20 protein-coding genes and 2 tRNA genes are annotated in these 22,481 nt (G+C 72.4%); 18 read left to right on the plus strand and 4 right to left on the minus strand.

Features of this window, described 5'->3' with window-relative positions; all coding sequences use genetic code 11:
• Positions 1-66: 66 nt before the first annotated feature.
• The 3 genes from ACYBSK_RS05515 (at position 67) to ACYBSK_RS05525 (ending at position 3,195) form a co-directional block, all read left to right on the plus strand.
• The gene (locus tag ACYBSK_RS05515) at positions 67-1,356 is read left to right on the plus strand and encodes a glutamate-5-semialdehyde dehydrogenase (protein ID WP_460245351.1); all 1,290 of its coding nucleotides are present in this window, start codon (positions 67-69) and stop codon (positions 1,354-1,356) included.
• Between the two features lie 67 nt (positions 1,357-1,423).
• Positions 1,424-2,014: an SCO2584 family spore wall biosynthesis protein gene (locus ACYBSK_RS05520; protein ID WP_460245352.1), complete on the plus strand. Its 591-nt coding sequence runs from the start codon at positions 1,424-1,426 to the stop codon at positions 2,012-2,014.
• 89 nt (positions 2,015-2,103) lie between these two features.
• Complete coding sequence (locus ACYBSK_RS05525; protein ID WP_460245353.1) at positions 2,104-3,195, plus strand: SCO2583 family membrane protein; 1,092 nt, start codon at positions 2,104-2,106, stop codon at positions 3,193-3,195.
• 10 nt (positions 3,196-3,205) lie between these two features.
• Here ACYBSK_RS05525 and ACYBSK_RS05530 read toward each other — a convergent pair whose 3' ends face one another.
• Positions 3,206-4,297: a M48 family metallopeptidase gene (locus ACYBSK_RS05530; protein WP_460245354.1), complete on the minus strand. Its 1,092-nt coding sequence runs from the start codon at positions 4,295-4,297 to the stop codon at positions 3,206-3,208.
• Between the two features lie 121 nt (positions 4,298-4,418).
• Here ACYBSK_RS05530 and ACYBSK_RS05535 point away from each other — a divergent pair, with 121 nt between their 5' ends.
• The 9 genes from ACYBSK_RS05535 to ACYBSK_RS05575 all read left to right on the plus strand — a co-directional run bounded on the left by ACYBSK_RS05535 (position 4,419) and on the right by ACYBSK_RS05575 (position 9,261).
• Entirely contained in the window at positions 4,419-4,559 is a 141-nt protein-coding gene (locus ACYBSK_RS05535; protein ID WP_457475710.1) for a hypothetical protein, read from the plus strand.
• A gap of 65 nt (positions 4,560-4,624) precedes the next feature.
• Positions 4,625-4,786, plus strand: coding sequence for a hypothetical protein (locus ACYBSK_RS05540; RefSeq protein WP_385770657.1), 162 nt, complete (start codon positions 4,625-4,627; stop codon positions 4,784-4,786).
• 44 nt (positions 4,787-4,830) lie between these two features.
• Positions 4,831-5,493, plus strand: coding sequence for a nicotinate-nucleotide adenylyltransferase (gene nadD / locus ACYBSK_RS05545; RefSeq protein ID WP_457475711.1), 663 nt, complete (start codon positions 4,831-4,833; stop codon positions 5,491-5,493).
• 26 nt (positions 5,494-5,519) lie between these two features.
• Positions 5,520-7,163 carry an LCP family protein gene (locus ACYBSK_RS05550; RefSeq protein WP_460245355.1) on the plus strand — a complete coding sequence of 548 codons (1,644 nt, stop codon included), beginning with the start codon at positions 5,520-5,522 and terminating at the stop codon, positions 7,161-7,163.
• 140 nt (positions 7,164-7,303) lie between these two features.
• Complete coding sequence (gene rsfS / locus ACYBSK_RS05555; protein ID WP_457475713.1) at positions 7,304-7,750, plus strand: ribosome silencing factor; 447 nt, start codon at positions 7,304-7,306, stop codon at positions 7,748-7,750.
• The gene (locus tag ACYBSK_RS05560) at positions 7,747-8,394 is read left to right on the plus strand and encodes a histidine phosphatase family protein (RefSeq protein ID WP_457475714.1); all 648 of its coding nucleotides are present in this window, start codon (positions 7,747-7,749) and stop codon (positions 8,392-8,394) included. Before rsfS ends, ACYBSK_RS05560 begins: the two co-directional genes overlap by 4 nt.
• Before the next feature lie 121 nt (positions 8,395-8,515).
• Positions 8,516-8,588 (plus strand) — tRNA-Ala (locus ACYBSK_RS05565).
• Positions 8,589-8,822: 234 nt separating this feature from the next.
• Positions 8,823-9,017 (plus strand): hypothetical protein, encoded by a 195-nt coding sequence (locus tag ACYBSK_RS05570; protein ID WP_457475715.1) that lies wholly within the window; start codon positions 8,823-8,825, stop codon positions 9,015-9,017.
• A gap of 10 nt (positions 9,018-9,027) precedes the next feature.
• On the plus strand, positions 9,028-9,261 hold the full coding sequence (locus tag ACYBSK_RS05575; RefSeq protein ID WP_457475716.1) for a hypothetical protein: 234 nt from the start codon (positions 9,028-9,030) through the stop codon (positions 9,259-9,261).
• Here the strand turns inward: ACYBSK_RS05575 and ACYBSK_RS05580 are convergent.
• Entirely contained in the window at positions 9,230-10,417 is a 1,188-nt protein-coding gene (locus ACYBSK_RS05580) for a glycosyltransferase 87 family protein (RefSeq protein WP_460245356.1), read from the minus strand. The two genes, ACYBSK_RS05575 and ACYBSK_RS05580, sit on opposite strands and share 32 nt — an antisense overlap.
• Before the next feature lie 148 nt (positions 10,418-10,565).
• Between ACYBSK_RS05580 and ACYBSK_RS05585 the strand changes: the two genes are divergently transcribed.
• Positions 10,566-10,638, plus strand: a tRNA-Ala gene (locus ACYBSK_RS05585).
• A gap of 67 nt (positions 10,639-10,705) precedes the next feature.
• On the opposite strand, the gene ACYBSK_RS05590 is transcribed toward ACYBSK_RS05585, so the two are convergent.
• Together ACYBSK_RS05590 and ACYBSK_RS05595 are read right to left on the minus strand one after the other, a co-directional pair.
• A complete protein-coding gene (locus ACYBSK_RS05590) occupies positions 10,706-12,280 on the minus strand; it encodes an NADH-ubiquinone oxidoreductase-F iron-sulfur binding region domain-containing protein (protein ID WP_460245357.1) in 1,575 nt (524 codons plus the stop codon).
• Entirely contained in the window at positions 12,277-13,437 is a 1,161-nt protein-coding gene (locus ACYBSK_RS05595; protein WP_460245358.1) for a cytochrome b/b6 domain-containing protein, read from the minus strand. Before ACYBSK_RS05595 ends, ACYBSK_RS05590 begins: the two co-directional genes overlap by 4 nt.
• A gap of 429 nt (positions 13,438-13,866) precedes the next feature.
• Here ACYBSK_RS05595 and leuS point away from each other — a divergent pair, with 429 nt between their 5' ends.
• The 5 genes from leuS (at position 13,867) to ACYBSK_RS05620 (ending at position 22,437) form a co-directional block, all read left to right on the plus strand.
• A complete protein-coding gene (gene leuS / locus ACYBSK_RS05600; protein WP_460245359.1) occupies positions 13,867-16,773 on the plus strand; it encodes a leucine--tRNA ligase in 2,907 nt (968 codons plus the stop codon).
• A gap of 117 nt (positions 16,774-16,890) precedes the next feature.
• Positions 16,891-17,598 (plus strand): hypothetical protein, encoded by a 708-nt coding sequence (locus ACYBSK_RS05605; RefSeq protein ID WP_460245360.1) that lies wholly within the window; start codon positions 16,891-16,893, stop codon positions 17,596-17,598.
• Positions 17,599-17,727: 129 nt separating this feature from the next.
• The gene (locus ACYBSK_RS05610) at positions 17,728-18,576 is read left to right on the plus strand and encodes a DegV family protein (protein WP_457475722.1); all 849 of its coding nucleotides are present in this window, start codon (positions 17,728-17,730) and stop codon (positions 18,574-18,576) included.
• A 196-nt stretch (positions 18,577-18,772) separates the two neighbouring features.
• A complete protein-coding gene (locus ACYBSK_RS05615; RefSeq protein WP_457475723.1) occupies positions 18,773-19,840 on the plus strand; it encodes a helix-hairpin-helix domain-containing protein in 1,068 nt (355 codons plus the stop codon).
• A complete protein-coding gene (locus ACYBSK_RS05620) occupies positions 19,837-22,437 on the plus strand; it encodes a ComEC/Rec2 family competence protein (protein WP_460245361.1) in 2,601 nt (866 codons plus the stop codon). The genes ACYBSK_RS05615 and ACYBSK_RS05620 overlap by 4 nt, the downstream gene beginning before the upstream one ends.
• Positions 22,438-22,481: the final 44 nt, after the last annotated feature.

Here is a 22,481-nt window from a genome sequence, read left to right on the forward strand (position 1 = left end):
TGAGCCATGTCTCACCTCCCGGAACAGAGGGTGGACCGCCCCCGCACCCCCGATACCCTGCGGAGCATGACGTCGCTGCCGCTGAACCCCTACGACTCGATGACCCCGGTCACCCAGACCGCGTACCGCGCGAGGTCCGCCGCCAACGACCTCGCCGCCCTCCCGCGCGCCGAGAAGGACGACGCCCTCGGCGCCATCGCCGACGCCCTGGAGGTCCGTACGGCGGAGATCGTCGAGGCCAACGCCAAGGACATCGCGAAGGCCCGGGAGGCCGGCACCCCCGAGGCGATCATCGACCGCCTCACGCTCACCCCGGAGCGCGTCCGCGCCATCGCCTCCGACGTGCGCGACGTCATCTCGCTGCCGGACCCGGTCGGCACGGTCGTGCGCGGCAACACCCTCCCGAACGGCATCGACCTGCGCCAGGTCCGCGTCCCGCTCGGCGTCGTCGGCATCATCTACGAGGCCCGGCCGAACGTCACGGTCGACGCCGCCGCCCTCTGCCTCAAGTCGGGCAACGCGGTCCTGCTGCGCGGCAGCTCCTCGGCGTACGAGTCGAACACCGCGCTGGTGCGCGTGCTGCGCGACGCCGTCGGCGGCGCGGGCCTGCCCGCCGACGCGATCCAGCTCGTGCCCGGCGAGTCCCGCGACTCGGTGACCGAGCTGATGCGCGCCCGCGGCCTCGTCGACGTACTGATCCCGCGCGGCGGCGCCTCGCTCATCAGGAACGTCGTGGAGAACTCCACCGTCCCCGTCATCGAGACCGGCACCGGCAACTGCCACGTCTACGTGGACGCCGACGCCGACCTCGACATGGCCGTCGACATCCTCGTCAACTCCAAGGCGCACCGCGTCTCCGTGTGCAACGCGGCCGAGACCCTCCTCGTCCACCAGGACATCGCCGACGCCTTCGTGCCGCGCGCCCTCGACGCGCTCGCCGAGGCGGGCGTCACCGTGCACGCGGATCCCCGGATCGCCGAGTACGCCGACGGGTCGAAGGCCACCGTCGTCGAGGCGACGCCGGACGACTGGGAGACCGAGTACCTGTCGTACGACATCGCGGCCGCGGTCGTCGACGACATGGACCGGGCCGTCGAGCACATCCGCACCTGGTCCTCCGGCCACACCGAGGCCATCGTGACGACCTCGCAGCAGGCGGCCCGCCGCTTCACCCAGCTGGTCGACTCCACGACCGTCGCCGTCAACGCCTCGACGCGGTTCACCGACGGCGGCCAGTTCGGCTTCGGCGCGGAGATCGGCATCTCCACGCAGAAGCTGCACGCGCGCGGCCCCATGGGCCTGCCGGAGCTGACGAGCACCAAGTACATCGTCACGGGCGACGGCCACACCCGGTAAGCGGGTACCGCCGGGTGAATTCCCTTACCGTCTGCCCAAATTGACCCCTTCGGTCTACGCTGGACGGGTGCCGGAGGACGTGGGGGGCTCGCCGTTCCCGGACGGCTGGGAGCCCGACGACGACCACGACCGCGGGGGCTGGGACGAAGAGTTCGCCTCCGTGGTCTTCGACGAGGACTTCATCAAGGCTGCCGAAGTCCATGAGCCCACCGCGGTCGAGCGACTGCTCGCCGCGGCGCAGGCCCGCGCCGAGGCCCAGGAGGCCGAGGCCCGCAGGACGCGCATACGGCCGGGCCCCGACGAGGACTTCTACGAGGACCCGGACGGATTCGGCCGCGGCGACGACAGCGAATTCGGCTGCTACACCGACGAGTCCGACGAGCTGTACGAGGAGGAGCTCGACCGCGAGCACCGCTCGGCCGGATTCGCGGGCGGCATCCGCTGGCGCAGGCCCGTCGCCTGGGCACTCGCCCTGCTGATGGGCATCGGCATGGTCGCCCTCGCCTTCACGGCCGTCTACCGGGGCGCGTCGGCCGGCAGCCAGGACGAGGTGCCGCCGCCCGCGACGACGGAACTGGAGAAGAGCGCCCCGGGTTCGCCCTCCGCGTCGGCGGACTACTCCCAGCCAGCGGTTTCGGCGGTCCCGAAGGCCCCCTGAGGGGGCGCTCGGGGCGCCGCGGCGGCGCTCCGGGAAGTTGACGCGCACCAGGGCGTTTACCTGGCGTCGCGGAGACCTACCCTGAAAGTATGAGCGGGCCAGGCGACCCACCGGAGGGGACACCGGACAGCGGCCCCGGCGGGGGCGGCAGCGAGGAAGAGTACCGATCCGTCGTCTTCGACGAATCGTTCGTCAGGGCTGCCCGCCTCCAGGAGTTCTCCGCCCAGGAGCGCATCACCGACCACACGCCCGCCGTGCGGCGGCTGCCCGTGCTGCGCCGCGGTCTCACCCGGCAGGCCGTCATCCTCGTCGTCCTGATCGTGGTCGCCTTCGGCACCGCGGTCTACATGGGCGTACGCAACCCCTACCGGACGACACCGGCCGCCCGGAACACCGAGCCGCTGCGCATGACCGTCATCCCGCTCGCCCCGACGGGCCGCGTGCCCGGCTCCACGTCCGTGCGCGAGCTGTACGAGCGCAGCCCCGCCGCCGACTTCAAGAGCGCCGCCCGCGCCATCGACCTGCCGGCCGACCCGCAGGGCACCGCGCACTTCTCCGACAGCCAGGTCGTCACCGCGCTGACCACGGCCAAGGACTACCTCGTCGACTCCTCGCTCGACCCCGACGTGCTCACGCACGGGGCCGTGCGCCCGGTGCGCATGCTGATCGACCCGCAGCAGCTCCCGCAGTTCGACCAGAGCGTCAACCGGCCGGTGACCGACGGGCGGCACGCCGCCACCGGCTGGCTCGTCCGCTTCGACCCGGCGCGGGCCGCCCTCGCCGACCCGCACATCCGGGTCCGCGGCGACCTGCGCGTGGCCGAGACCGACGCGAGCACCCTCGAAGTGACCTCGGACCACACGTTCGTCTACGCGCTGCGGCCCGTCGACGAGAAGGCGGACGGCGGCAAGGAGACGAAGGCCTCCCTGTTCACCGTCCGCCGCGTCATGCACTTCCGCTTCGACCGCCAGGACCTGCGCAACCACCAGACGGAGCTGCTGGTCAGCTACGTCCAGGCCGGACCGCTCGCCTGCTCCTCCGACGCGGCCGGCTATCTGCATCCGCTGCTCGCGGGCCAGAGCGCCAAGCGGGGCGGCCCGGCGGGCACCGACCCGTACGCGACGGACAGTGCGACCGCGCTGTGCGGCGCGCTCGCACCGAGTGCCCAACCGGACGTGTAGCGCCGGGAGTTCAGCGCTCGGTGTCGTCCTCGCCGGTGCCGTGGTTGCCGTTGTTCCCGCCGCCGCTGCCCCCGAAGTTGCCGAAGCCGCGGCGCACCCGGCCGCCGAGGTCGCCCGCGCCGCCCGCGATGTCGCTGACCAGCTTCATCAGCGGGTCCTTCGACGTCTTCACGGACTCCGTGTAGTGCGAGGCCGACTCGCGCCACGAGTCCGTCACCGAGGTGTCCTTGTCCTCGCTGCGCCGCGGGTAGTGACCGTCCATCAGGCGCTGGTAGTCGCGGCTCGCCGCCCACTTCTTCAGCTCGGCGGCGCGCACCGTCGTGAACGGGTGCGAGCGCGGCATCACGTTGAGGATCTTCAGCACGGAGTCGCGCAGATCGCCCCCGGCCTCGTACTCCTCGGCCTGCTTGAGGAACGCGTCCACGTTCATCTCGTGCAGGTGGTTGCCGCCCGCGATCTTCATCAGGCCGCGCATCGACGCCTGGAGGTCCTGGCCGACCAGCAACCCGGCCCGGTCCGCGGAGAGTTCGGACTTGCGGAACCACTCGCGCAGCGCCGTCACGATCGCCATGATCGCGAGGTTGCCGAGCGGGATCCACGCCACGCGCAGCGCGAGGCTGGTCAGGAACAGCAGGATCGTGCGGTACACCGAGTGGCCGGACAGCGCGTGGCCCACCTCGTGGCCGACGACGGCCCGCATCTCCTCCTCGTCGAGGAGCTCCACGAGCCCCGTCGTGACGACGATGATCGGCTCGTCGAGGCCGATGCACATCGCGTTCGGCTGCGGGTCCTGATTGACGTACATCGGGGGGACCTTCTCCAGGTCCAGGATGTAACAGGCGTCCCGCAGCATCGTGTTGAGGTGCGCGAACTGCTCGTCGGAGACGCGCACCGAGTCCGACAGGAACAGCAGGCGCAGGCTGCGCTCCGGCAGCAGACCGCTCAGCGCCTTGAACACCGTGTCGAACCCGCTGAGCTTGCGCAGCGCGACGAGCGCCGAGCGGTCCGCGGGGTGCTCGTACGCCCGCGAGGAGATCCCCGGGAAGCGCCGGCGCTGCCTGCTGGGTACGTTCTCGTGCTGCTCGTTCGGTTCGTCGGGCATCCGACTTCCCCCATGTCCGTGTGTTCGACGTGTCGCCGTGTTTCCGGGCGTGCCCCCAAGGTGGAGTCCACACTAGGCGGATATACCGTGACGGGGCAGCACACCGAAGGAGCGAACCGTCATGGAGCACATCGATCACGTCATCAGCGCGGCCGCGGACCAGGGTCCGGGCAATCTGCTGCGCGGCGTGCTGATCGTGGGCGTACTGGGCGCGATCTTCCTCGCCTGGTTCCTGTTGCGGGGCTACAAGAGCGACGACTGACCCCACCGCTTACGATGGGTCAGAAGTCCTTACCCCGATCCCACACCGGATAGGTCCTGCTGACGATGAGCCTCCACAGCACCGCCGCCCAGCTCGCCACCCTCGCCGCCGAGGGCGAGCACGGCGGCAACCACGAAAGCCTCAACCCCCTCGTCGTCGGTGGGGCGGCCTTCATCATCCTGATGCTGCTGCTGTGGATCACCACCCGGTTCAACCGCGACCGCTGAGCCCGGACGAGACCACGGGGAGCGGGCCAGTAGGCTCTGGGCGCATGGGAGCGCAGGACATGCCTACCGGCCCGGTCAACAACCCGGCCGGCGGCCCGGATCACGAGTGGGCCTCACCGGCCAAGCGACGCCTCGGCGTCATGGGCGGGACGTTCGACCCGATCCACCACGGACACCTGGTGGCGGCCAGTGAGGTCGCCGCCCAGTTCCACCTCGACGAGGTGGTGTTCGTGCCCACCGGGCAGCCCTGGCAGAAGAGCGACAAGAAGGTCTCCCCGGCCGAGGACCGTTATCTGATGACGGTCATCGCGACCGCGGAGAACCCGCAGTTCTCGGTGAGCCGCATCGACATCGACCGCGGCGGTCCGACGTACACCACGGACACGCTGCGCGATCTGGCCGAGCTGAACCCGGACACGGACCTGTTCTTCATCACGGGTGCCGACGCCCTGGGCCAGATCCTCACCTGGCGTTACACCGACGAGCTGTTCTCCCTGGCACACTTCATCGGGGTCACGCGGCCGGGCCACACGCTCGCCGACCCGGGCCTGCCGGAGGGCGGCGTCTCGTTCGTCGAGGTTCCCGCCCTCGCCATCTCGTCCACGGACTGCCGGGACCGGGTCGCCAAGGGTGACCCCATCTGGTACATGGTGCCGGACGGTGTGGTGCGCTATATCGACAAGCGCCAGCTGTACCGAGGCGACTGAACCCTGCACCGCCGAGAGGGGCATCGGTGAACGACCGATACGACGGTTACGACCAGCAGAATTACGAACTGGTCGGTTATGACGAGTTCGGCCGGCCGGTCTACCGGCCGGTCCAGCAGGCGCCGTCGTACGAGCAGAACTCCCCGTACGGATACGGCTACGACCCGTACGCGACCGGCCAGCAGCAGCCGACCGGTCAGCAGCCCCAGCAGCCTCCGCAGCCCCCGTCGTACGACCCCTACGGCGGGGCGCCGCAGCACGGTGGCGGCTACGACCCGTACGGCGCGGCCGCCCAGAGCGGCGAGCAGCCGCGCGCGGCGCAGCGCACCGAGCAGGCCACCGCGTACATCCCGCAGCAGGCCCCGCCGCCGCAGCAGCAGGCCGAGCAGGGGCGGCCGCAGGGCGACCGGGACTACCGCACCGAGCAGTTCGAGTTCGTCGAGGAGCCCGACGAGGACTCCGAAGACGTCATCGACTGGCTGAAGTTCACCGAGTCGCGCACCGAACGGCGCGAGGAGGCGCGGCGGCGCAGCCGCAACCGGGGCGTCGCCCTCGTCGTCGTCCTCGCCCTGTGCCTGGTCGGCGGCGCCGGCTACCTGTGGTCGCAGGACAAGCTGCCGTTCCTGTCGAAGGACTCCGCGGCCTCGAACGCCGCCGCCGCGACCGGTCCGCAGAACCGTGACGTCATCGTCGTCCACCTGCACAACACCAAGGGCGGCGCCACGTCCACGGCGCTGCTGGTGAACAACACCACCACGAAGCGGGCCACCACCGTCCTGCTGCCCAACTCCCTTGCCCTGGCGGGCGAGGACGGCAGCAGCACCACCCTCGCCAAGTCCGTCGACGAGGACGGCTCCTCCGGCACGAGCGACGCCCTCGACACCCTGCTCGGCACCGACATCCAGGGCACCTGGCGGCTCGACACCCCGTACCTCAACAACCTCGTCGAGCTCGTCGGCAACATCGAGGTCACCACGGACACGAGCGTGCCCGACCCCGACAAGAAGGGCACGGTGCTCGTCCACAAGGGCGCGGACCAGACCCTCAGCGGCCCGGCGGCCGTGGCGTACGCGACGTACCAGGCCAAGGGCGAGACGCAGACGGCGCAGCTGGAGCGGTTCGGGAAGGTCATGCAGGGCGTGCTGCGCAAGCTGTCGTCCGACCCGCAGGCCGCGACGACCACGGTGCAGACGCTCGCCCAGATCATCGAGCCGCCGCTCACCGAGAAGGACCTCGGTGCCTTCCTCGCCAAGCTCGCCGACCGGGCCAAGGAGGGCGACTACAAGTCCGCCGTGCTGCCGGTGCAGCGGGGCGGTGCCATCTCCGACGCCACCGCGGACTCCGTGGTCGAGGACGTGCTCGGCGGCACCGTGAAGTCCCCGGCCGAGGGCGCCTCGCCGCGCGTCGGCATCGAGAACGCCACGGGCAGCAAGACGCTCAACGAGAAGGCCCGCGTCGCCCTCGTCAATGGCGGCTACACCTACGTGTCGGGCGGAACCGGGACGGCGATCGCGGCCTCCAAGGTCACCTACGCGGAAACCGAGCACAAGAAGGACGCCGTCGAGGTCGCCAAGACCCTCGGCCTGCCGGGCTCGGCCGTGGCCAAGGGCAAGGTCGCACGGAACGCGGACGTCTCCGTGGTCCTCGGTCGGGACTACACCGGCAAGTGAGCCCCCGCACCGGTGGCCCGGCGCCCGCGCGCGTGGGGCCACCGGTGACACCGTGAGGGGTGTCGGCGGGCCGTGAGACCCTTGGGGTACCCCCTCGGGGATGGCCCGGGGGACTGTGACCGCCGACGGAAAGCCTTGTAGTGACCGCCACTGACCGTTCCATCGAGCTCATCAACGCCGCCGCGCAGGCGGCCGCCGACAAGCTCGCGCACGACATCATCGCCTACGACGTCAGCGACGTGCTGTCCATCACGGATGCCTTCCTGCTCGCGTCGGCGCCCAACGACCGCCAGGTCAAGTCGATCGTCGACGAGATCGAGGAGAAGCTGAACAAGGAGCTCGGCGCCAAGCCGGTGCGCCGCGAGGGCGACCGTGACGCCCGCTGGATCCTGCTCGACTACGTCGACATCGTCGTCCACGTCCAGCACAGCGAGGAGCGCGTCTTCTACGCCCTGGAGCGGCTGTGGAAGGACTGCCCCGAGCTCGACCTGCCCGAGGACGCCAAGGCCACCCGCGGCAAGGGCGAGGAGCACGCGCAGCAGGCCGCCGCGGAGGAGATCAGGGACCTCGGTGGTGAGGTGCTGTGACCAGCACCTCACGGGGGCGCCGCGTCATCCTGTGGCGGCACGGCCAGACGGCGTGGAACCTGGAGCGCCGCTTCCAGGGCACCACGGACATCGAGCTGACGGAGACCGGCGTCGCGCAGGCCAAGCGCGCCGCCCGGCTGCTCGCCTCCCTGAAGCCGGACGCGATCGTCGCCTCCGACCTCAAGCGCGCCGCGGCGACGGCCGCCGAGCTGACGGCGCTCACCGGTCTCGACGCCACGTACGACGAGAACCTGCGCGAGACGTACGCCGGTGAGTGGCAGGGCCTCACGCACGAGGAGATCATCGCCCGGTACGGCGAGCAGTACGCGGCGTGGAAGCGCGGCGAGCCCGTGCGGCGCGGCGGCGGCGAGCTGGAGACCGAGGTCGCCGACCGGGCCGCGCCCGTCGTGCTGCGGCACGCGGACAAGCTGCCCGACGGCGGACTGCTCGTCGTGGTCAGCCACGGCGGCACGATCCGCACCACCATCGGCCGGCTGCTCGGTCTGGAGTCCCACCACTGGGAGGGTCTCGGCGGCCTGTCGAACTGCTGCTGGTCCGTCCTCGGTGAGGGCGCCCGCGGCTGGCGGCTGCTCGAGCACAACGCGGGCACGCTGCCCGAACCGGTCCTCGGCGACGACGACTAGGACGGGTGCCGACCCGGTCCCTGGGGGCCGTGGGGACCGGATTTCACTTTCCGGCAGGTCGCAGGCTAAAGTTCTTCTTGTTCGGCCCGCCGGGGGAAAGCCCGGAGGGAGAAGAACGCAAGGGGCTATAGCTCAGTTGGTAGAGCGCCTGCATGGCATGCAGGAGGTCAGGAGTTCAATTCTCCTTAGCTCCACACGAATCGAAGATCCCGTCCCGTAAGGGGCGGGATTTTTCGTTGTCCTCCGCGCCTTCTTCGCGGCCGGGTTGAGGCGTCGGGGCCGGTCGGGGCGTATACCTCCCCGGACGTCGTGTCCGGACTGGAACGTGGGCGTCGCTGACCGGGTCGCTTCCGCCGTGGCAGAATCGGACGGCCGGAACGGGGCTGAGTCCGACCGACGAAGGCGGCCCGCTGGGGAGGGAGTGCGCGATGCCCTTGAGCATCAACGAGGAAGCCGACCGCTTCCTCGGCGTGGCAGAGATATCCGCCGAGCCCTCAGCCGGTTCCGCAACGCCCCCGACCCTCGACTGTCCGTCCTGCGGCTCCTTGCACGTCGCCCAGATGCTGGGCGACAACGGCGGGATCTCGTACGTGTGCACGGCCTGCGGCCACAGCTGGAGCTGAGCGGAACGACATGGGGTCACACAGGAGGAAGTGCGACTGGTGCGGCAGCGGTACGCCCATTGTGCGCGACATGGAACCGCTGAATCCCGACTACCAGTACTGGTGCGAGGAATGCGCGCGGGCGCTGATCATAAAAGGCGACCCGATCGAGACGTATCGGGAGTTGGAGGGGGAGCCGATCTACGGCCGCCTCCTGGACGAGCACTGCACGCTCAAGCGGTTCTACTCGTTCGCCACAGCCTGAACGCGGAGTACGTCAGGAAGGCGCAGGCCACTCCTGCGTAGAGCGCCGAGAGCGCCGACTCCCCGATGTTCTGGTGGAGTTCGGGGCGGCCGTGGGCGTGCGGAACCCACCACAGCGCGTACGCGCAGAACACGAGGGCGACGGCGGTCGCGGCCCTCTGGCGGTTCGACTCCCACACCAGCAGCACCAGCGGCACGCACCAGACCCAGTGGTGCGACCACGAGACCGGGCTGACGAGCAGCGCCGTCGTCGCGCACGCCACCGACGCCTGGGCGGGCCGCCCGCGCAGCGCCGCGGCGACCGCGACCGTGAGCCCGGCGAGGACCGTCACGGCGGCGGCCGCCGCCCACCACAGGCCCGGGTCCCCGGTGTGCAGCAGCCTCGCCAGGACACCGCGCAGCGACTGGTTGCCGGTCTCCTCGGCGTGGCCGGGGCGGTCCGACTCGAAGACGGTCTGCGTCCAGAAGTGCCGGGAGTCGCGCGGCAGGACGACGGCCGTCAGCGCGGTCACGCAGACGAACGAGCCGGCCGCCACGCACGCCCCGCGCACCCATGGCCGCCAGGCCCGGCCGCGCGCCAGCAGCACGAGCCCCGTGCACAGCAGGAAGACGGCGAACAGCGCGGGGGTCAGTTTGATCGCCGCCGCGACGCCGATGCCCACGCCCGCCCAGCGATGGCCCGGCCGCCGTGTCAGGTCCCACAGGACGAGCACGGCCAGCAGCAGATTGACCTGCCCGAAGCGCAGCGTCGTCCACACCGGCTCGCACCACACGGCGACGGCCGCCACCCACAGGGCGTGCTCCACGCGCGCGCGGCGCCGCACCAGGCGCAGGGAGAGGTGGACGAGCGCGACGAGAAGGGCGAGGTTCGCGGCGGTCGCGGCGACCTTCATGGTCACCACGTCGACGAAGGTCAGCGGCAGGAACAGCAGCGCCGCGAACGGCGGGTAGGTGGTCGGCAGGCCGGCGTAGGTCGCGCGCAGCGCGTACAGGTCGCCACCGGTGCGGACCGTCCAGCCCTCCGCCCGGTAGACCATCAGGTCGATCATCGAGACCTGGGCCGCGCGCTGGGCGATCACGAAGGCCGCGAACGAGAGCAGACAGGCGCCGAGGGCGACGGGGGCGCGGCGGGTGCGAGGCAGCGCGAGCACAGTCACGCGAGGCAACACTAGTAGCCGTCAACGGCGACTTTTCCCTACAGAAAGGGGCGGAAGGGAAACGATTTGGTGATGCACCCTGGTGACCGTGTAATGTTGGCGTCGCCGCCGGGGAGACCGACAAGGAAGCCCCGGAGGACCACAGCACGGGGCTATAGCTCAGTTGGTAGAGCGCCTGCATGGCATGCAGGAGGTCAGGAGTTCGATTCTCCTTAGCTCCACAGGAACGTGAAGGCGGGCCATCCGATTCGGATGGCCCGCCTTCGTGCGTGCTCCCTCCCGTGCCCGCTACCGTCGGGCGCGGCTGCGGCCGGGCGGCAGGGCGGGGCGCAGCGGACCGCGGTCCTGCGGGCCCGGGGCGTCCTCCTCGATGCGCAGCGCCAAAGCGGGACAGCGCCGCACGGCCCGTACCGCGTTCGCCTCCGAGTAGCTCGGCACCGCCGCCTCCGCGACCGTCGGGAAGCCGTCGGGGCCCAGCTGGAGCAGGTCCGGCACGATGTCCGCGCACAGGCCGTGGGCCCGGCACAGCGTCCAGTCGACGACGAGCCGCTGACGGGTCGGGGCCGCGCTCGCCGGGGCCTCCGCGTGCAGCGGCAGCACCCCGAGCACCGGGCGGCCGCAGCCGGTGCCCAGCACGTGCGCCGCCAGGTCGTCGGTGAACGCCGAGATCGTCGACTCGATGAACGCCGCCGAACCGTCCGGGTGCTTGCACGCCCCGCGCCGCTTCACCGCGCGCGTGACCTCGCGCAGCGCCTCCAGAGCGGTCGGGCCGCCCCCGTTCAGCACGTCCTCCAGGCCGCGCGCCGCCGCGGGCAGACCCAGGTAGCAGGGCCCGCACTGGCCCGCGCTCTCCGAGGCCAGCCACTGCGCCACCTTCAGGGCCTCGCCCAGGGGGCAGGTCTCCGGGCCGATCGGCAGGATCGCCCCGGCGCCGAGCGCTCCGCCCGAGGCCTCCAGGGAGGCGCGGGAGACGATGGCGTCCTGTGCTCCCATCCCGTCCAGCCACTTGCCGTGATAGCCGCCCGTGAGGACGCCCTGCGGCAGCGCGGGGGCGCCCGCGAGCTGGAGTACGTAGCGCAGCGGGACGCCGGAGGGGACTTCGAGGACCATCGGGCGGGCGACCGCCCCGGAGAGCGTGAGCAGCACCGTGCCGGGCTCGTCGTGCAGGCCCGTGCGGCAGTAGCGCTCGGCTCCCGTGCGGGCGGCGACGGCGAGCTGGGCGAAGGTCTCCGCGTTCGACAGGAGCGTGGGCGCGCCGCCCACCCCGGAGTCGGAGGCGCGGACCTTGCGCCCCGGCGGCATCGGCGGGCCGCCGTCCGCCGAGCGGATCAGGGCCGAGGACTCGCCGGTGACCATGCGCACCGGATTGCGCTGAACCCGCGCGCGCAGGGGAGAGTTGCGGCGGTTCGTCAGGCCCCGCTCGGCGAGCGCCGCCTGCATCGACGCCTCGGTGCTGTCGCGGGTGACGCCGATGATCAGGGTGCGGGCGCCGATGGCCTCCGCGACGAGCAGGGCGCCGTCCAGGATCAGGTGCGGGGCCCGGTTGATCAGGACCGTGTCCTTGCGGCAGGCGGGCTCGTCCTCGCTGCCGTTGACGACGACGACCGGGCGCACGCCGCGCCGGATCGCCGACTCCGCGACCGCGCGGAGCTTCTTGGCGAAGGGGAAGCCCGCGCCGCCGCGGCCGCGCAGGGATATCGCCTGGGCCAGCTGCGCGAGCTGTTCGCCCGCCATCGCTTCCAGTGGGCCGTGCACCTTCAGGTGCATGTCGAGGTCGAGCCGCTCCACGAGGTCGAACCCCGAGGTGAGCTGGGGAAGACCGACGACCCGGACTTCCGGGACGTCGGGCAGTGCCGTGTTCACTGCGTGCCTCCGTAGGGCGTGGTCCAGGGCTCGCCGGAAGCGGGTGCTTGGTAGGGGCCGGGGAGCGGTTCGGTGGGATCGGGCGCCTCCGCGTGGCCGCCGTGCTCGGCGTAGTGGCCGTCGGCGGTGGCGTAGGAGGTGTCCTCATAAGAAGGGGGATAGGTGGGCACGCCTCCGTAGGGCGTGTCGTACGTCGGGTCGTACAGGGAGGGCGGGGCCTGGGCCGGTGGCGGCGGGGACGGGGTGGGCCAGCGCTCGGTGGGTGCGGGCGGCGCCGGTTCGGCGTACTGCTCCACGTACGGCACCGACTGGGTGGGCAGTTCGGAGCGGGGGAGCGAGGACACGGCCCGGTAGGCGGCCGCGAAGCCGATGTCGGTGGGGGCCGGGGGTTCGGTGGTGAGGAGCGGGGCGGCCGGTGCGGGCTGCTCGGCGCGGGGCCGCGGGGGCGGGGAGCCGGCCCGCCGGGTGCCGGTGGCGCGCGGGCCGGCGTCGAGGAATTCGAGGATGCGGATCGCGACCCGGCGGCGCACGGCCTGCGGCGCCGCGCGCAGGGCCACCGCGCCGGCGACCGCCGCGAGGGCCAGGCAGTACAGGACGGTCACGTACGCCTTCGCGGGACGACCCGCGTAGAGGCCGTGCATGAGGGCGAAGCACCAGGCCGGGTAGGCGAGCATGTGGGTCGCGCGCCAGCGGGCGGCGAGCCGGGCGGGGGAGGCCATGGAGCTGCGCAGCGCGCCCGTGACACCCGTCGTGATCATGAGGAGCCCGGCGGTCACGCCCAGACCGATCAGGGCCCCGCCGCCGCTGAAGCCCAGGGAGAACGGAATCAGCGCGCCGAGCAGCGTCACGTGCGAGAGCGCCAGCTTCACGCTGATGTGCAGCAGCAGGAAGACCAGCGAGGCGACCGCCGTGATCCGGTGCACGGCCTGGGAGAGCAGCCGCTGGCGCGAGGTGAGGAAGACCCGGTCCGAGGCGACCAGGCCCCAGACGACGGAGGCGGACAGGGAGACCAGGGAGAGTACGCCCGCGCCGAAGTCGAGAGTCGCCCGTACAGCGTCGCTCCCGGCGGCCACGAGCACGGGTAACAGGAGGACGGCTCCCGTGATGAGCAGCCCGGTTCTCATGCGGCGGCCGGCGCCGCTGGAACGTGAACTCATTTGTGTACGAAGTGAGTTCAGAGCGTGAGGGGTGCGAGGGTTCATGGGGGTGACTCCGAAAGGTTCGGCACAGTGGACCCACAGCCCCGCACTCTAGATCGAGGTATACCGGGCAGTACGAGGTTTGAGTTATCTCGCTGTTATCTATTCGATGTTTGCTCTTTGCGTTGTCCCGATAGCGGTCGGTACGCCGAGTAACCCTTGGGGTGAGCGGGGCGCGAGGAAGCCCGTCGCGGGCCGAGCGAGCCCTGCGGTACCCTGACGCCATGCGTGCCGTACGCCTTCTGCTTAGTGAGCCGCGCTGATCAGTCCCGACCCGCCCCCTGGGTGAGTGGTCGGCATCGGCGCGGCGTCCCCTCCTGTGCGAGGGGCTTTTTCATTTCCGAGCACTGGCCGCCGGCAGAGACGATCGATGGAGCTTTGAGGATCATGAGCGAGACGAACACCGCCGCCGCTTCCGAGGCGGCGGTCGCGCCGCACCGCTACACGGCGGCCATGGCCGCCGACATCGAGGCACGCTGGCAGGACTTCTGGGACGCCGACGGCACTTACGAGGCCCCCAACCCGAGTGGTGACCTGGCGGGCGACCCGCAGGTCGCGTCCCGGCCCAAGAAGTTCATCATGGACATGTTCCCGTACCCCTCCGGTGCGGGCCTGCACGTCGGCCACCCGCTGGGCTACATCGCCACGGACGTCTACGCGCGCTTCCAGCGCATGACCGGTCACAACGTGCTGCACACCCTGGGCTTCGACGCGTTCGGCCTGCCCGCCGAGCAGTACGCCGTGCAGACGGGCACGCACCCGCGCACGTCGACCGAGGCCAACATGGTCAACATGAAGGCGCAGCTGCGCCGCCTGGGCCTGGGCCACGACAAGCGCCGGTCGTTCGCCACGATCGACCCGGAGTACTACAAGTGGACGCAGTGGATCTTCCTGCAGATCTTCAACTCCTGGTACGACGACGAGGCGAAGAAGGCCCGGCCGATCGCCGAGCTGGTGAAGCAGTTCGAGACCGGTGAGCGCGCCGTCCCCGGCGGCGGCGACTGGTCCTCGCTGGGCGCCTTCGAGCGCGCCGAGATCCTGGGCGAGTTCCGACTGGCGTACGCCTCCGACGCGCCCGTGAACTGGGCGCCCGGCCTGGGCACCGTCCTGGCCAACGAGGAGGTCACCGCCGACGGCCGCTCCGAGCGCGGCAACTTCCCCGTCTTCAAGGCGAAGCTGCGCCAGTGGAACATGCGCATCACCGCGTACGCGGACCGCCTGATCGAGGACCTGGACGGCCTGGACTGGCCCGAGGCGATCAAGCTGCAGCAGCGCAACTGGATCGGCCGCTCCGAGGGCGCGCGCATCGACTTCGCCGTTCCGGACGCCGACGGCTCCGGCGAGGAGCGGATCACCGTCTTCTCGACCCGCCAGGACACCCTGTTCGGCGCCACCTACATGGTGCTGGCCCCCGAGCACGACCTGGTCGAGAAGATCACCCCGGCCTCCTGGCCCGAGGGCACCCACGACGCGTGGACGGGCGGTCACGCGACCCCCGCCGAGGCCGTCGCCGCCTACCGCAAGCAGGCCGCCTCGAAGTCCGACGTCGAGCGCCAGGCCGAGGCCAAGGACAAGACGGGCGTCTTCACGGGCGCGTTCGCCCTGAACCCCGTCAGCGGCGAGCAGGTCCCCGTCTTCATCGCCGACTACGTGCTGATGGGCTACGGCACCGGCGCGATCATGGCCGTCCCGGCGCACGACGCCCGCGACTTCGCCTTCGCGCGCGCCTTCGAGCTGCCCATGCGCTGCGTCGTCGAGCCGTCGGACGACCGCGGCACCGACCCCTCGACGTGGGACGACGCGTTCGTCGCGTACGAGGCGAAGCTGGTCAACTCGACGGGCGAGAACATCTCGCTGGACGGCCTGGGCGTCGCCGACGCCAAGGCGCGGATGACCGAGTGGCTGGAGCGCGAGGGCATCGGCGCGGGCACCGTCAACTTCCGGCTGCGCGACTGGCTGTTCAGCCGCCAGCGCTACTGGGGCGAGCCCTTCCCGATCGTCTACGACGAGGACGGCATCGCCCACTCGCTGCCCGAGTCGATGCTGCCGCTGGAGCTGCCGGAGGTCGACGACTACACTCCGCGCACCTTCGACCCGGACGACGCCGACACCGAGCCCGAGACGCCGCTGTCGCGCAACGAGGACTGGGTCAACGTCACCCTGGACCTGGGCGACGGCCCGAAGAAGTACCGGCGCGAGACCAACACCATGCCCAACTGGGCGGGTTCGTGCTGGTACGAGCTGCGCTACCTGGACCCGCACAACAGCGAGAAGCTGGTCGACCCGGAGGTCGAGCAGTACTGGATGGGCCCCCGCGAGGGCATGCCCACCGGCGGCGTCGACCTGTACGTCGGCGGCGCCGAGCACGCCGTGCTGCACCTGCTGTACGCGCGCTTCTGGTCGAAGGTGCTGTTCGACCTGGGCCACATCTCGTCGGCCGAGCCGTTCCACAAGCTGTACAACCAGGGCATGATCCAGGCGTACGTCTACCGGGACGCGCGCGGGATCGCCGTACCGGCCGCCGAGGTGGAGGAGCGCGACGGCGCGTACTACTACCAGGGCGAGAAGGTCTCCCGTCTGCTGGGCAAGATGGGCAAGTCCCTGAAGAACGCCGTCACGCCGGACGAGATCTGCGCCGAGTACGGCGCGGACACCCTGCGCCTGTACGAGATGGCGATGGGCCCGCTGGACGTCTCCCGGCCGTGGGACACGCGCGCGGTGGTCGGCCAGTTCCGGCTGCTCCAGCGCCTGTGGCGCAACATCGTCGACGAGGCGACCGGCGAGGTCACCGTCGCGGACGTGCCCGAGGCCGACATCGACGTGGCGACGCTGCGCGCGCTGCACAAGGCCATCGACGGGGTGCGCGGCGACCTGGAGGGCATGCGGTTCAACACCGCCATCGCCAAGGTCACCGAGCTGAACAACCACCTGGTGAAGTCGTACGCGGGCGGAGCCCTGCCGCGCTCCGTGGCCGAGCGCCTGGTGCTGCTGGTCGCGCCGCTGGCTCCGCACGTCGCCGAGGAGCTGTGGCGCAGGCTGGGCCACACCGCGTCGGTCGTCCACGAGGACTTCCCGGTCGCCGACCCCGAGTACGTGGTCGACGAGGCCGTGACCTGCGTCGTGCAGATCAAGGGCAAGGTCAAGGCCCGCCTGGAGGTCGCCCCGTCGATCTCCGACGAGGAGCTGGAGAAGATCGCCCTGGCCGATGAGAAGGTCGTCGCCGCGCTGGACGGTGCCGGCATCCGCAAGGTCATCGTGCGGGCGCCGAAGCTGGTGAACATCGTGCCCGCGTAAGACGCTCGGGGTTGTTCCCTACGGGCAGGTTGGGGGTTCCGCTGGAACCCTCGGCCTGCCCGTTCCGTTTACCGTGGAGAGACCGGTTGAGCGGGGCGACCTGAAGGAGTGCGCGCGATGGAAACCGTGCTAGTGATCATGGCGCTCATTTTCGTCGCCTTCCTGGCCTTCGGCGGGTACGTGACCGTGAAGGCGGTCGGCGCCGCCAAGCGCGGGGTGGACCGCAAGGTCGAGCAGGCGCGGCGGGCGGTGGAGGACACCACGCTGCGCGCCAAGAGCTTCGCGCAGCCCGGCGCGGCAGCGGAGTTGGCGCAGCTGCGGCTGAGGCTGCGCGGCTCCATGCGGGCCACGCAGGACGCGCTGCACGCGCGCGTGGCGGAGGATTCCTCGCTCAAGGAGTCCCTCGGCCTCTTCGAACGCCTCAGCGCGCACGGGCACGAGCTGGACGCCGACCTCAAGCGCCTGGAGAGCGAGCCCGACAAGGCGCACGTGGCGCAGGTGCTGCCGGAGCTGCGGACGCGCACCGAGCGGATCGTCCAGTCCGCCGACGCGCTGCGGCACGCGGCCCGCGACCGGGCGGACCGGTTCGCGAGCGACGACCTGGACGCGTTGAGTTCGCAGATCGACCTGGAGGCGGGGGCGCTGCGGCACTGGACGACGGCCGAACCCGGTGCGGGTGCGGGTGCCCCGGCCGGGGCCGGGGTGCCGGGGGAGGCGCCGTGGGCCGGTGAGGCGCCGGCGCAGGAGCGGCCCGCGATCACTCCGCCAGGTGTACGACCGGTGTATCCGTGGGAGAAGAAAACCCGTCCGGAGAGCACGACTTGATCGACTGCCGCCCCGCGCCGGTCGGAGCGTCGGTGATGACGCCGGGCGGCGGGCACGGCACCTCTTCCGGTGGCCGGGACTCAGGGGCCGGGCTGCCGTCGGGGGACCACGACAGGTAACCTCCGGTGCATGTCCCGCCATGTCGCGATCGTCACCGATTCAACGGCCTACCTGCCGCAGCGGACGATGGAGCGCCACGGCATCACGGCGGTGCCGTTGACCGTGGTCCTGGGTGACCGGGCGCTCGAGGAGGGCACGGAGATCTCCGCCCGCTCGGTCGCGGAGGCGCTGCGCAAGCGCCGGTCGGTGACGACGTCGAGACCCGCCCCCGAGCAGTTCGCCGAGACCTACCGCAGGGTCGCCGAGTCCGGCGCCACCGCCATCGTCTCGCTGCACCTGTCCGCCGAGATCTCCGGGACGTACGACGCCGCGGTCATGGCCGCGCGCGAGGCCCCGGTGCCGGTGCGCGTCGTGGACACCGGGATGGTGGCCATGGCCCTCGGCTTCTGCGCGCTCGCGGCGGCGGAGACGGCCGACGCGGGTGGCACGGTCGACGAGGCGGTGAACGCGGCCGAGAAGCGGGCCTCGGGCACCTCCGCGTACTTCTACGTCGACACCCTGGACTATCTGCGCCGGGGCGGCCGGATCGGAGCCGCGCAGGCGCTGTTCGGCTCCGCGCTCGCGGTCAAGCCGCTGCTCCAGCTCGACGGCGGCCGCATCGAACCCCTGGAGAAGGTCCGCACGGCGTCGAAGGCGATCGCGCGCCTCCAGGAGATCGTCGCGGAGCGGGCGGGCAGCGGGCAGGTCGACATCGCCGTGCACCATCTGGCCGCCCCTGAGCGGGCGGACGCGATCGCGGAATGGGTGCGCGAGCGGGTGCCGGGCCTGGCGGAGCTGCACGTCAGTGAGGTGGGCGCGGTGATCGGGGCGCACACCGGGCCGGGGTTGTTGGGGGCCGTGGTCTCGCCTCGGGTGTAGCGCGGGCGGGGCGGGCCGCCGTGCGTCGCGGCGGCTGTGTGGGGACGGGTTTGGCTGGGCTGGCCGCTCCGAGCGGGCGGGCTTGGTTGGGCTGTCCCCTCCGTGCGGGTGAGGGAGTTTTCCACAACTGCCGGGTTGTCCCCGGGAATTGGGCAAGATCCACTGAGCGGCGGCGCGGTGCCTACCGTCTCGTGGCATGGCACTTCGATCACTGACACGGACAGCGCACGGATCCAGCGGGCCGGGGCGTGGCCCCGCCTCCGACGGCCGGGCAAGGCAGCGGCACCTGGTGCGGCGGCGGGCGCGGCGCAGGCGGGTGGAGGCGGAGCGGACGCGGGTACGGGCGGAGGCGTTGTTCGCGCCGCCCGAGGGGAGTGCGGTACCGGGGGGTGTGTCTTCGGGGCCGTCGTGGGCGCGCGAGCCCTCGCGGGAGGGCGGGGCGTCGCCGGAGCCCGCGCCGCCGGTGGGGCCCCGGGTGGACGCGGCCGCCCCGGCGTGGCGGGAGCGGGTCGCGTTCGGGGTGCGGGACCGGGTGCCGGTGTGGGTGCGGACGCGGTGCGGGGTCGAGCGGCGCGGCGCCGTGGCGCTGGCCGTGCTCGTCGCCGTGGTGGCGCTCTTCGCCGTGCAGCACTTCTGGTCCGGGCGTACGCAGCCGGTGCGGGCGCCGGAGACGGTGCGGGCGGCGCCGCGGGCGGTGGGATCTCCGGTCGCGGGTGCCTCTCGCGCGGCGTCGGCTCCCGGGGCGGGCGGGGCGCAGAGCGGGGCGGCGGGTGCTACGGCGAACGGTGGCGCCCCGATCGTCGTGGACGTCAGTGGCAAGGTGCGCCGGCCGGGAGTGCGCCGGTTGCCGGCCGGGGCCCGGGTCGCCGACGCGTTGCGGGCGGCCGGTGGCGTACGGCCCGGCACGGACACCGAAGGGCTCAACCGGGCGCGGTTCCTCGTCGACGGCGAGCAGGTCCTGGTGGGCGCGCCCGCGGTGGGCGCTGCCGCGGTCTCGGGCGGTTCGGCGGGGGCTGCGGCGGGCGGACCGGCGGGCGGTCCCGCGCGCGGGGTGGCCGGGGCGGCGCCCGCGGGCCCGGTCGGCCTCAACACGGCCACTGCGGAACAGCTCGACACCCTGCCCGGCGTCGGCCCCGTACTCGCGCAGCACATCATCGACTACCGCACGGAGCACGGTGGTTTCCGCTCCGTGGACGAGTTGCGCGAGGTCAATGGCATCGGCGACCGCCGCTTCGAGGATCTGCAGAATCTCGTGCGGCCATGAGGCGCGGGCGGGACGAGTCGTCGGCCGGGGTAAGTGAGGCCGTCGATGGTGAGGAGGGCGCGACGGCTCCGGTGGGGCGGCTCGGGGACGCGCATCCACGGCAAGAGGGGCCGGTGGACCTGAGGTTGGTGCCACCCGCGCTCGCGGCGTGGGGCACGGCCGCGGTGACGGTGACCGGTTCGCCGTGGTGGGCGGGGCTCCTGGCGGTGGTGTGCGCGCTCGGTGGGGCGGGGCTGCTGGTGGCGGGGAGGGGTGGGGGTCGGCGGCCTTCGGCAGTGGCGCGGTCCTGGCGGGGGCCCTCGGCGGCGGTGTTGTTGTTGTGCGTTGCCGCGGCCGCGGCCTCCGCCGGGCTGCACGGGGCGGATCTGCGGCGGGGGCCCGTGCCGGGGCTCGCGAGCCGGTTCGCGCACGTGGAGGCCGAGGTGGAGGTGACGTCCGATCCCCGGCTCACCCGGCCGCGGGTCCGCGGGGACCATGCGGCGCCGACGTCGGTGCTGGTGGAGGCGGACGTGGTGCGGGTGACCGCATCGGACGGGAGTGCGGCGCGGACGCGGACGCCGGTGCTGGTCGTGGTGAGCATGGGGCGGGACACCGGTGGAGCGGGCGCGGGGGACGGCGGGGCCGGGCGGGCCGGGCGTGAGTCGGCCGACGTGTACGGCAGTGCGTGGCTTTCGGTGTTGCCGAGCACACGGGTGCGGGTGCGGGGGAGTCTCGCGCCGCCGATGCTGGGCGGGGACCGGGTCGCGGCGGTGCTGCGTGTCGGGAGCGGGGCGCGGGCGTCGGTCGTGGGGCAGCCGAGCCGGTCGCAGCGGGTGGCCGGGGCGCTGCGGGAAGGGCTGCGGGAGGCCACGGCCGGGCTGGACGGGGACGCGCGGGCCCTGCTGCCGGGGCTCGTCGTGGGGGACACGGCGCGCGTGACACCGGAGCTGCACAGGGCCTTCGAAGAGACCGACCTGCTTCATTTGACCGCTGTCAGCGGAGCCAACTTCACCATCCTCCTCGCCCTGTTGATCGGGCCGCCCGGCACCGCTCAGCGGGTCGAGCGGCGGGGGCTCGCGCCCCGGATCGGGCTGCCGTTGCGGACGACCGCCGTGCTCGGCGGGGCTCTCACGCTCGGCTTCGTCGTGGTGTGCCGGCCCGAGCCGAGCGTGCTGCGGGCGGCGGCGTGCGGGCTGATCGCGCTGCTCGCCGTGGCCACCGGGCGCCGCAGATCGCTGATCCCGGCGCTGGCCACGGCCGTGCTGCTGCTCGTGCTGTACGACCCGTGGCTGGCGCGGAGTTACGGGTTCCTGCTGTCGGTGCTGGCGACCGGGGCGCTGCTCACGCTGGCCCCGCGGTGGAGCGCGGCGCTGCGTCGGCGCGGGGTGCCGGGGCGGCTCGCCGAGGCGCTCGGGGCCGCCGCTGCCGCGCAGGCCGTGTGCGCTCCGGTGGTCGCGGTGCTGGCGGCGCGGGTGAGCCTGGTGGCGGTGCCGTGCAATCTGCTCGCGGAGTTCGCCGTCGCGCCCGCGACCGTCCTCGGGTTCGGGGCGCTGGCGGCGGCGCTGCCCGCGATGCCGGTGGCGAAGTTCCTTGCCTGGTGCGCCGGTTGGCCCGCGGGGTGGGTCGCGGACATCGCGCGGGGCGGGGCCGCCCTGCCGGGCAGCGGGGTGGACTGGCCGGGTGGCTGGCGCGGCGGGGCACTGCTCGCGCTCGGCACGGTGGTCCTCGTCTTCGTGGGGCGCAGGGCGCTCGCCTCGCCGTGGATCTGCGCGGCGTGCGCGCTGCTGCTCGTCCTGGTGGTCGTGCGGCCCGCGCCGCTCGTACGGGGCGTCACCGGGTGGCCGCCGACGGGCTGGCGGATGGTCATGTGCGACGTCGGGCAGGGTGACGCGCTGGTGCTGGCCGCGGGGGAGGGGGCCGGGGTGGTGGTGGACGCGGGACCCGACCCGCTGCTCGTCGACCGGTGCCTGCGGTCGCTGGGCGTCACCCGGGTCCCGGCGGTGGTGCTCACGCACTTCCACGCGGACCATGTGGCGGGGCTCGCGGGGGTGTTGCGGGGGAGGTCCGTCGGGCAGATCGAGACGACCGGGTTCGAGGAGCCCGCGCAGCAGGTCGACTTCGTGCGCAGGGAGGCGGCCCGGCGGGCGGTGCCGGTGGTGCGCGCGGCGGCGGGCGAGCGGCGCAGAGCGGGGCCGCTCGACTGGCAGGTGCTGTGGCCGCCACCGGACGCGGTCCCGACGCCGGACGGGCCGAACGACGCGAGCGTCACCCTGCTCGTCCGTGTCGCGGGGCTGACCCTGCTGCTCCTGGGCGACCTCGAACCGCCCGCTCAGCGTGGACTGTCGAGGACGCCGGCCGGAGCCGCGCTGCCCCCGGTCGACGTGCTAAAGGTCGCTCATCACGGCTCGGCGTACCAGGATCCGGAGCTGCTGCGCAGGGCCGCGCCCCGTGTCGCGCTGATCTCGGTGGGCCGCGACAACCCGTACGGGCATCCGGCGCCGAGCACGCTGGCGGCGCTGCGGGCGGGCGGCTCGGTCGTGCTCAGGACGGACCGGGACGGGGCGGTCGCGGTGGGGGGAGGAGGTGGTCGCGGAGAAGCACTGTGGACCTACCCGTGAGTACGTTTTGCGATGTGAGCGAATGTTGCCTCGATACTCGCCCT

The organism is Streptomyces sp. BYX5S (genome assembly GCF_054724165.1).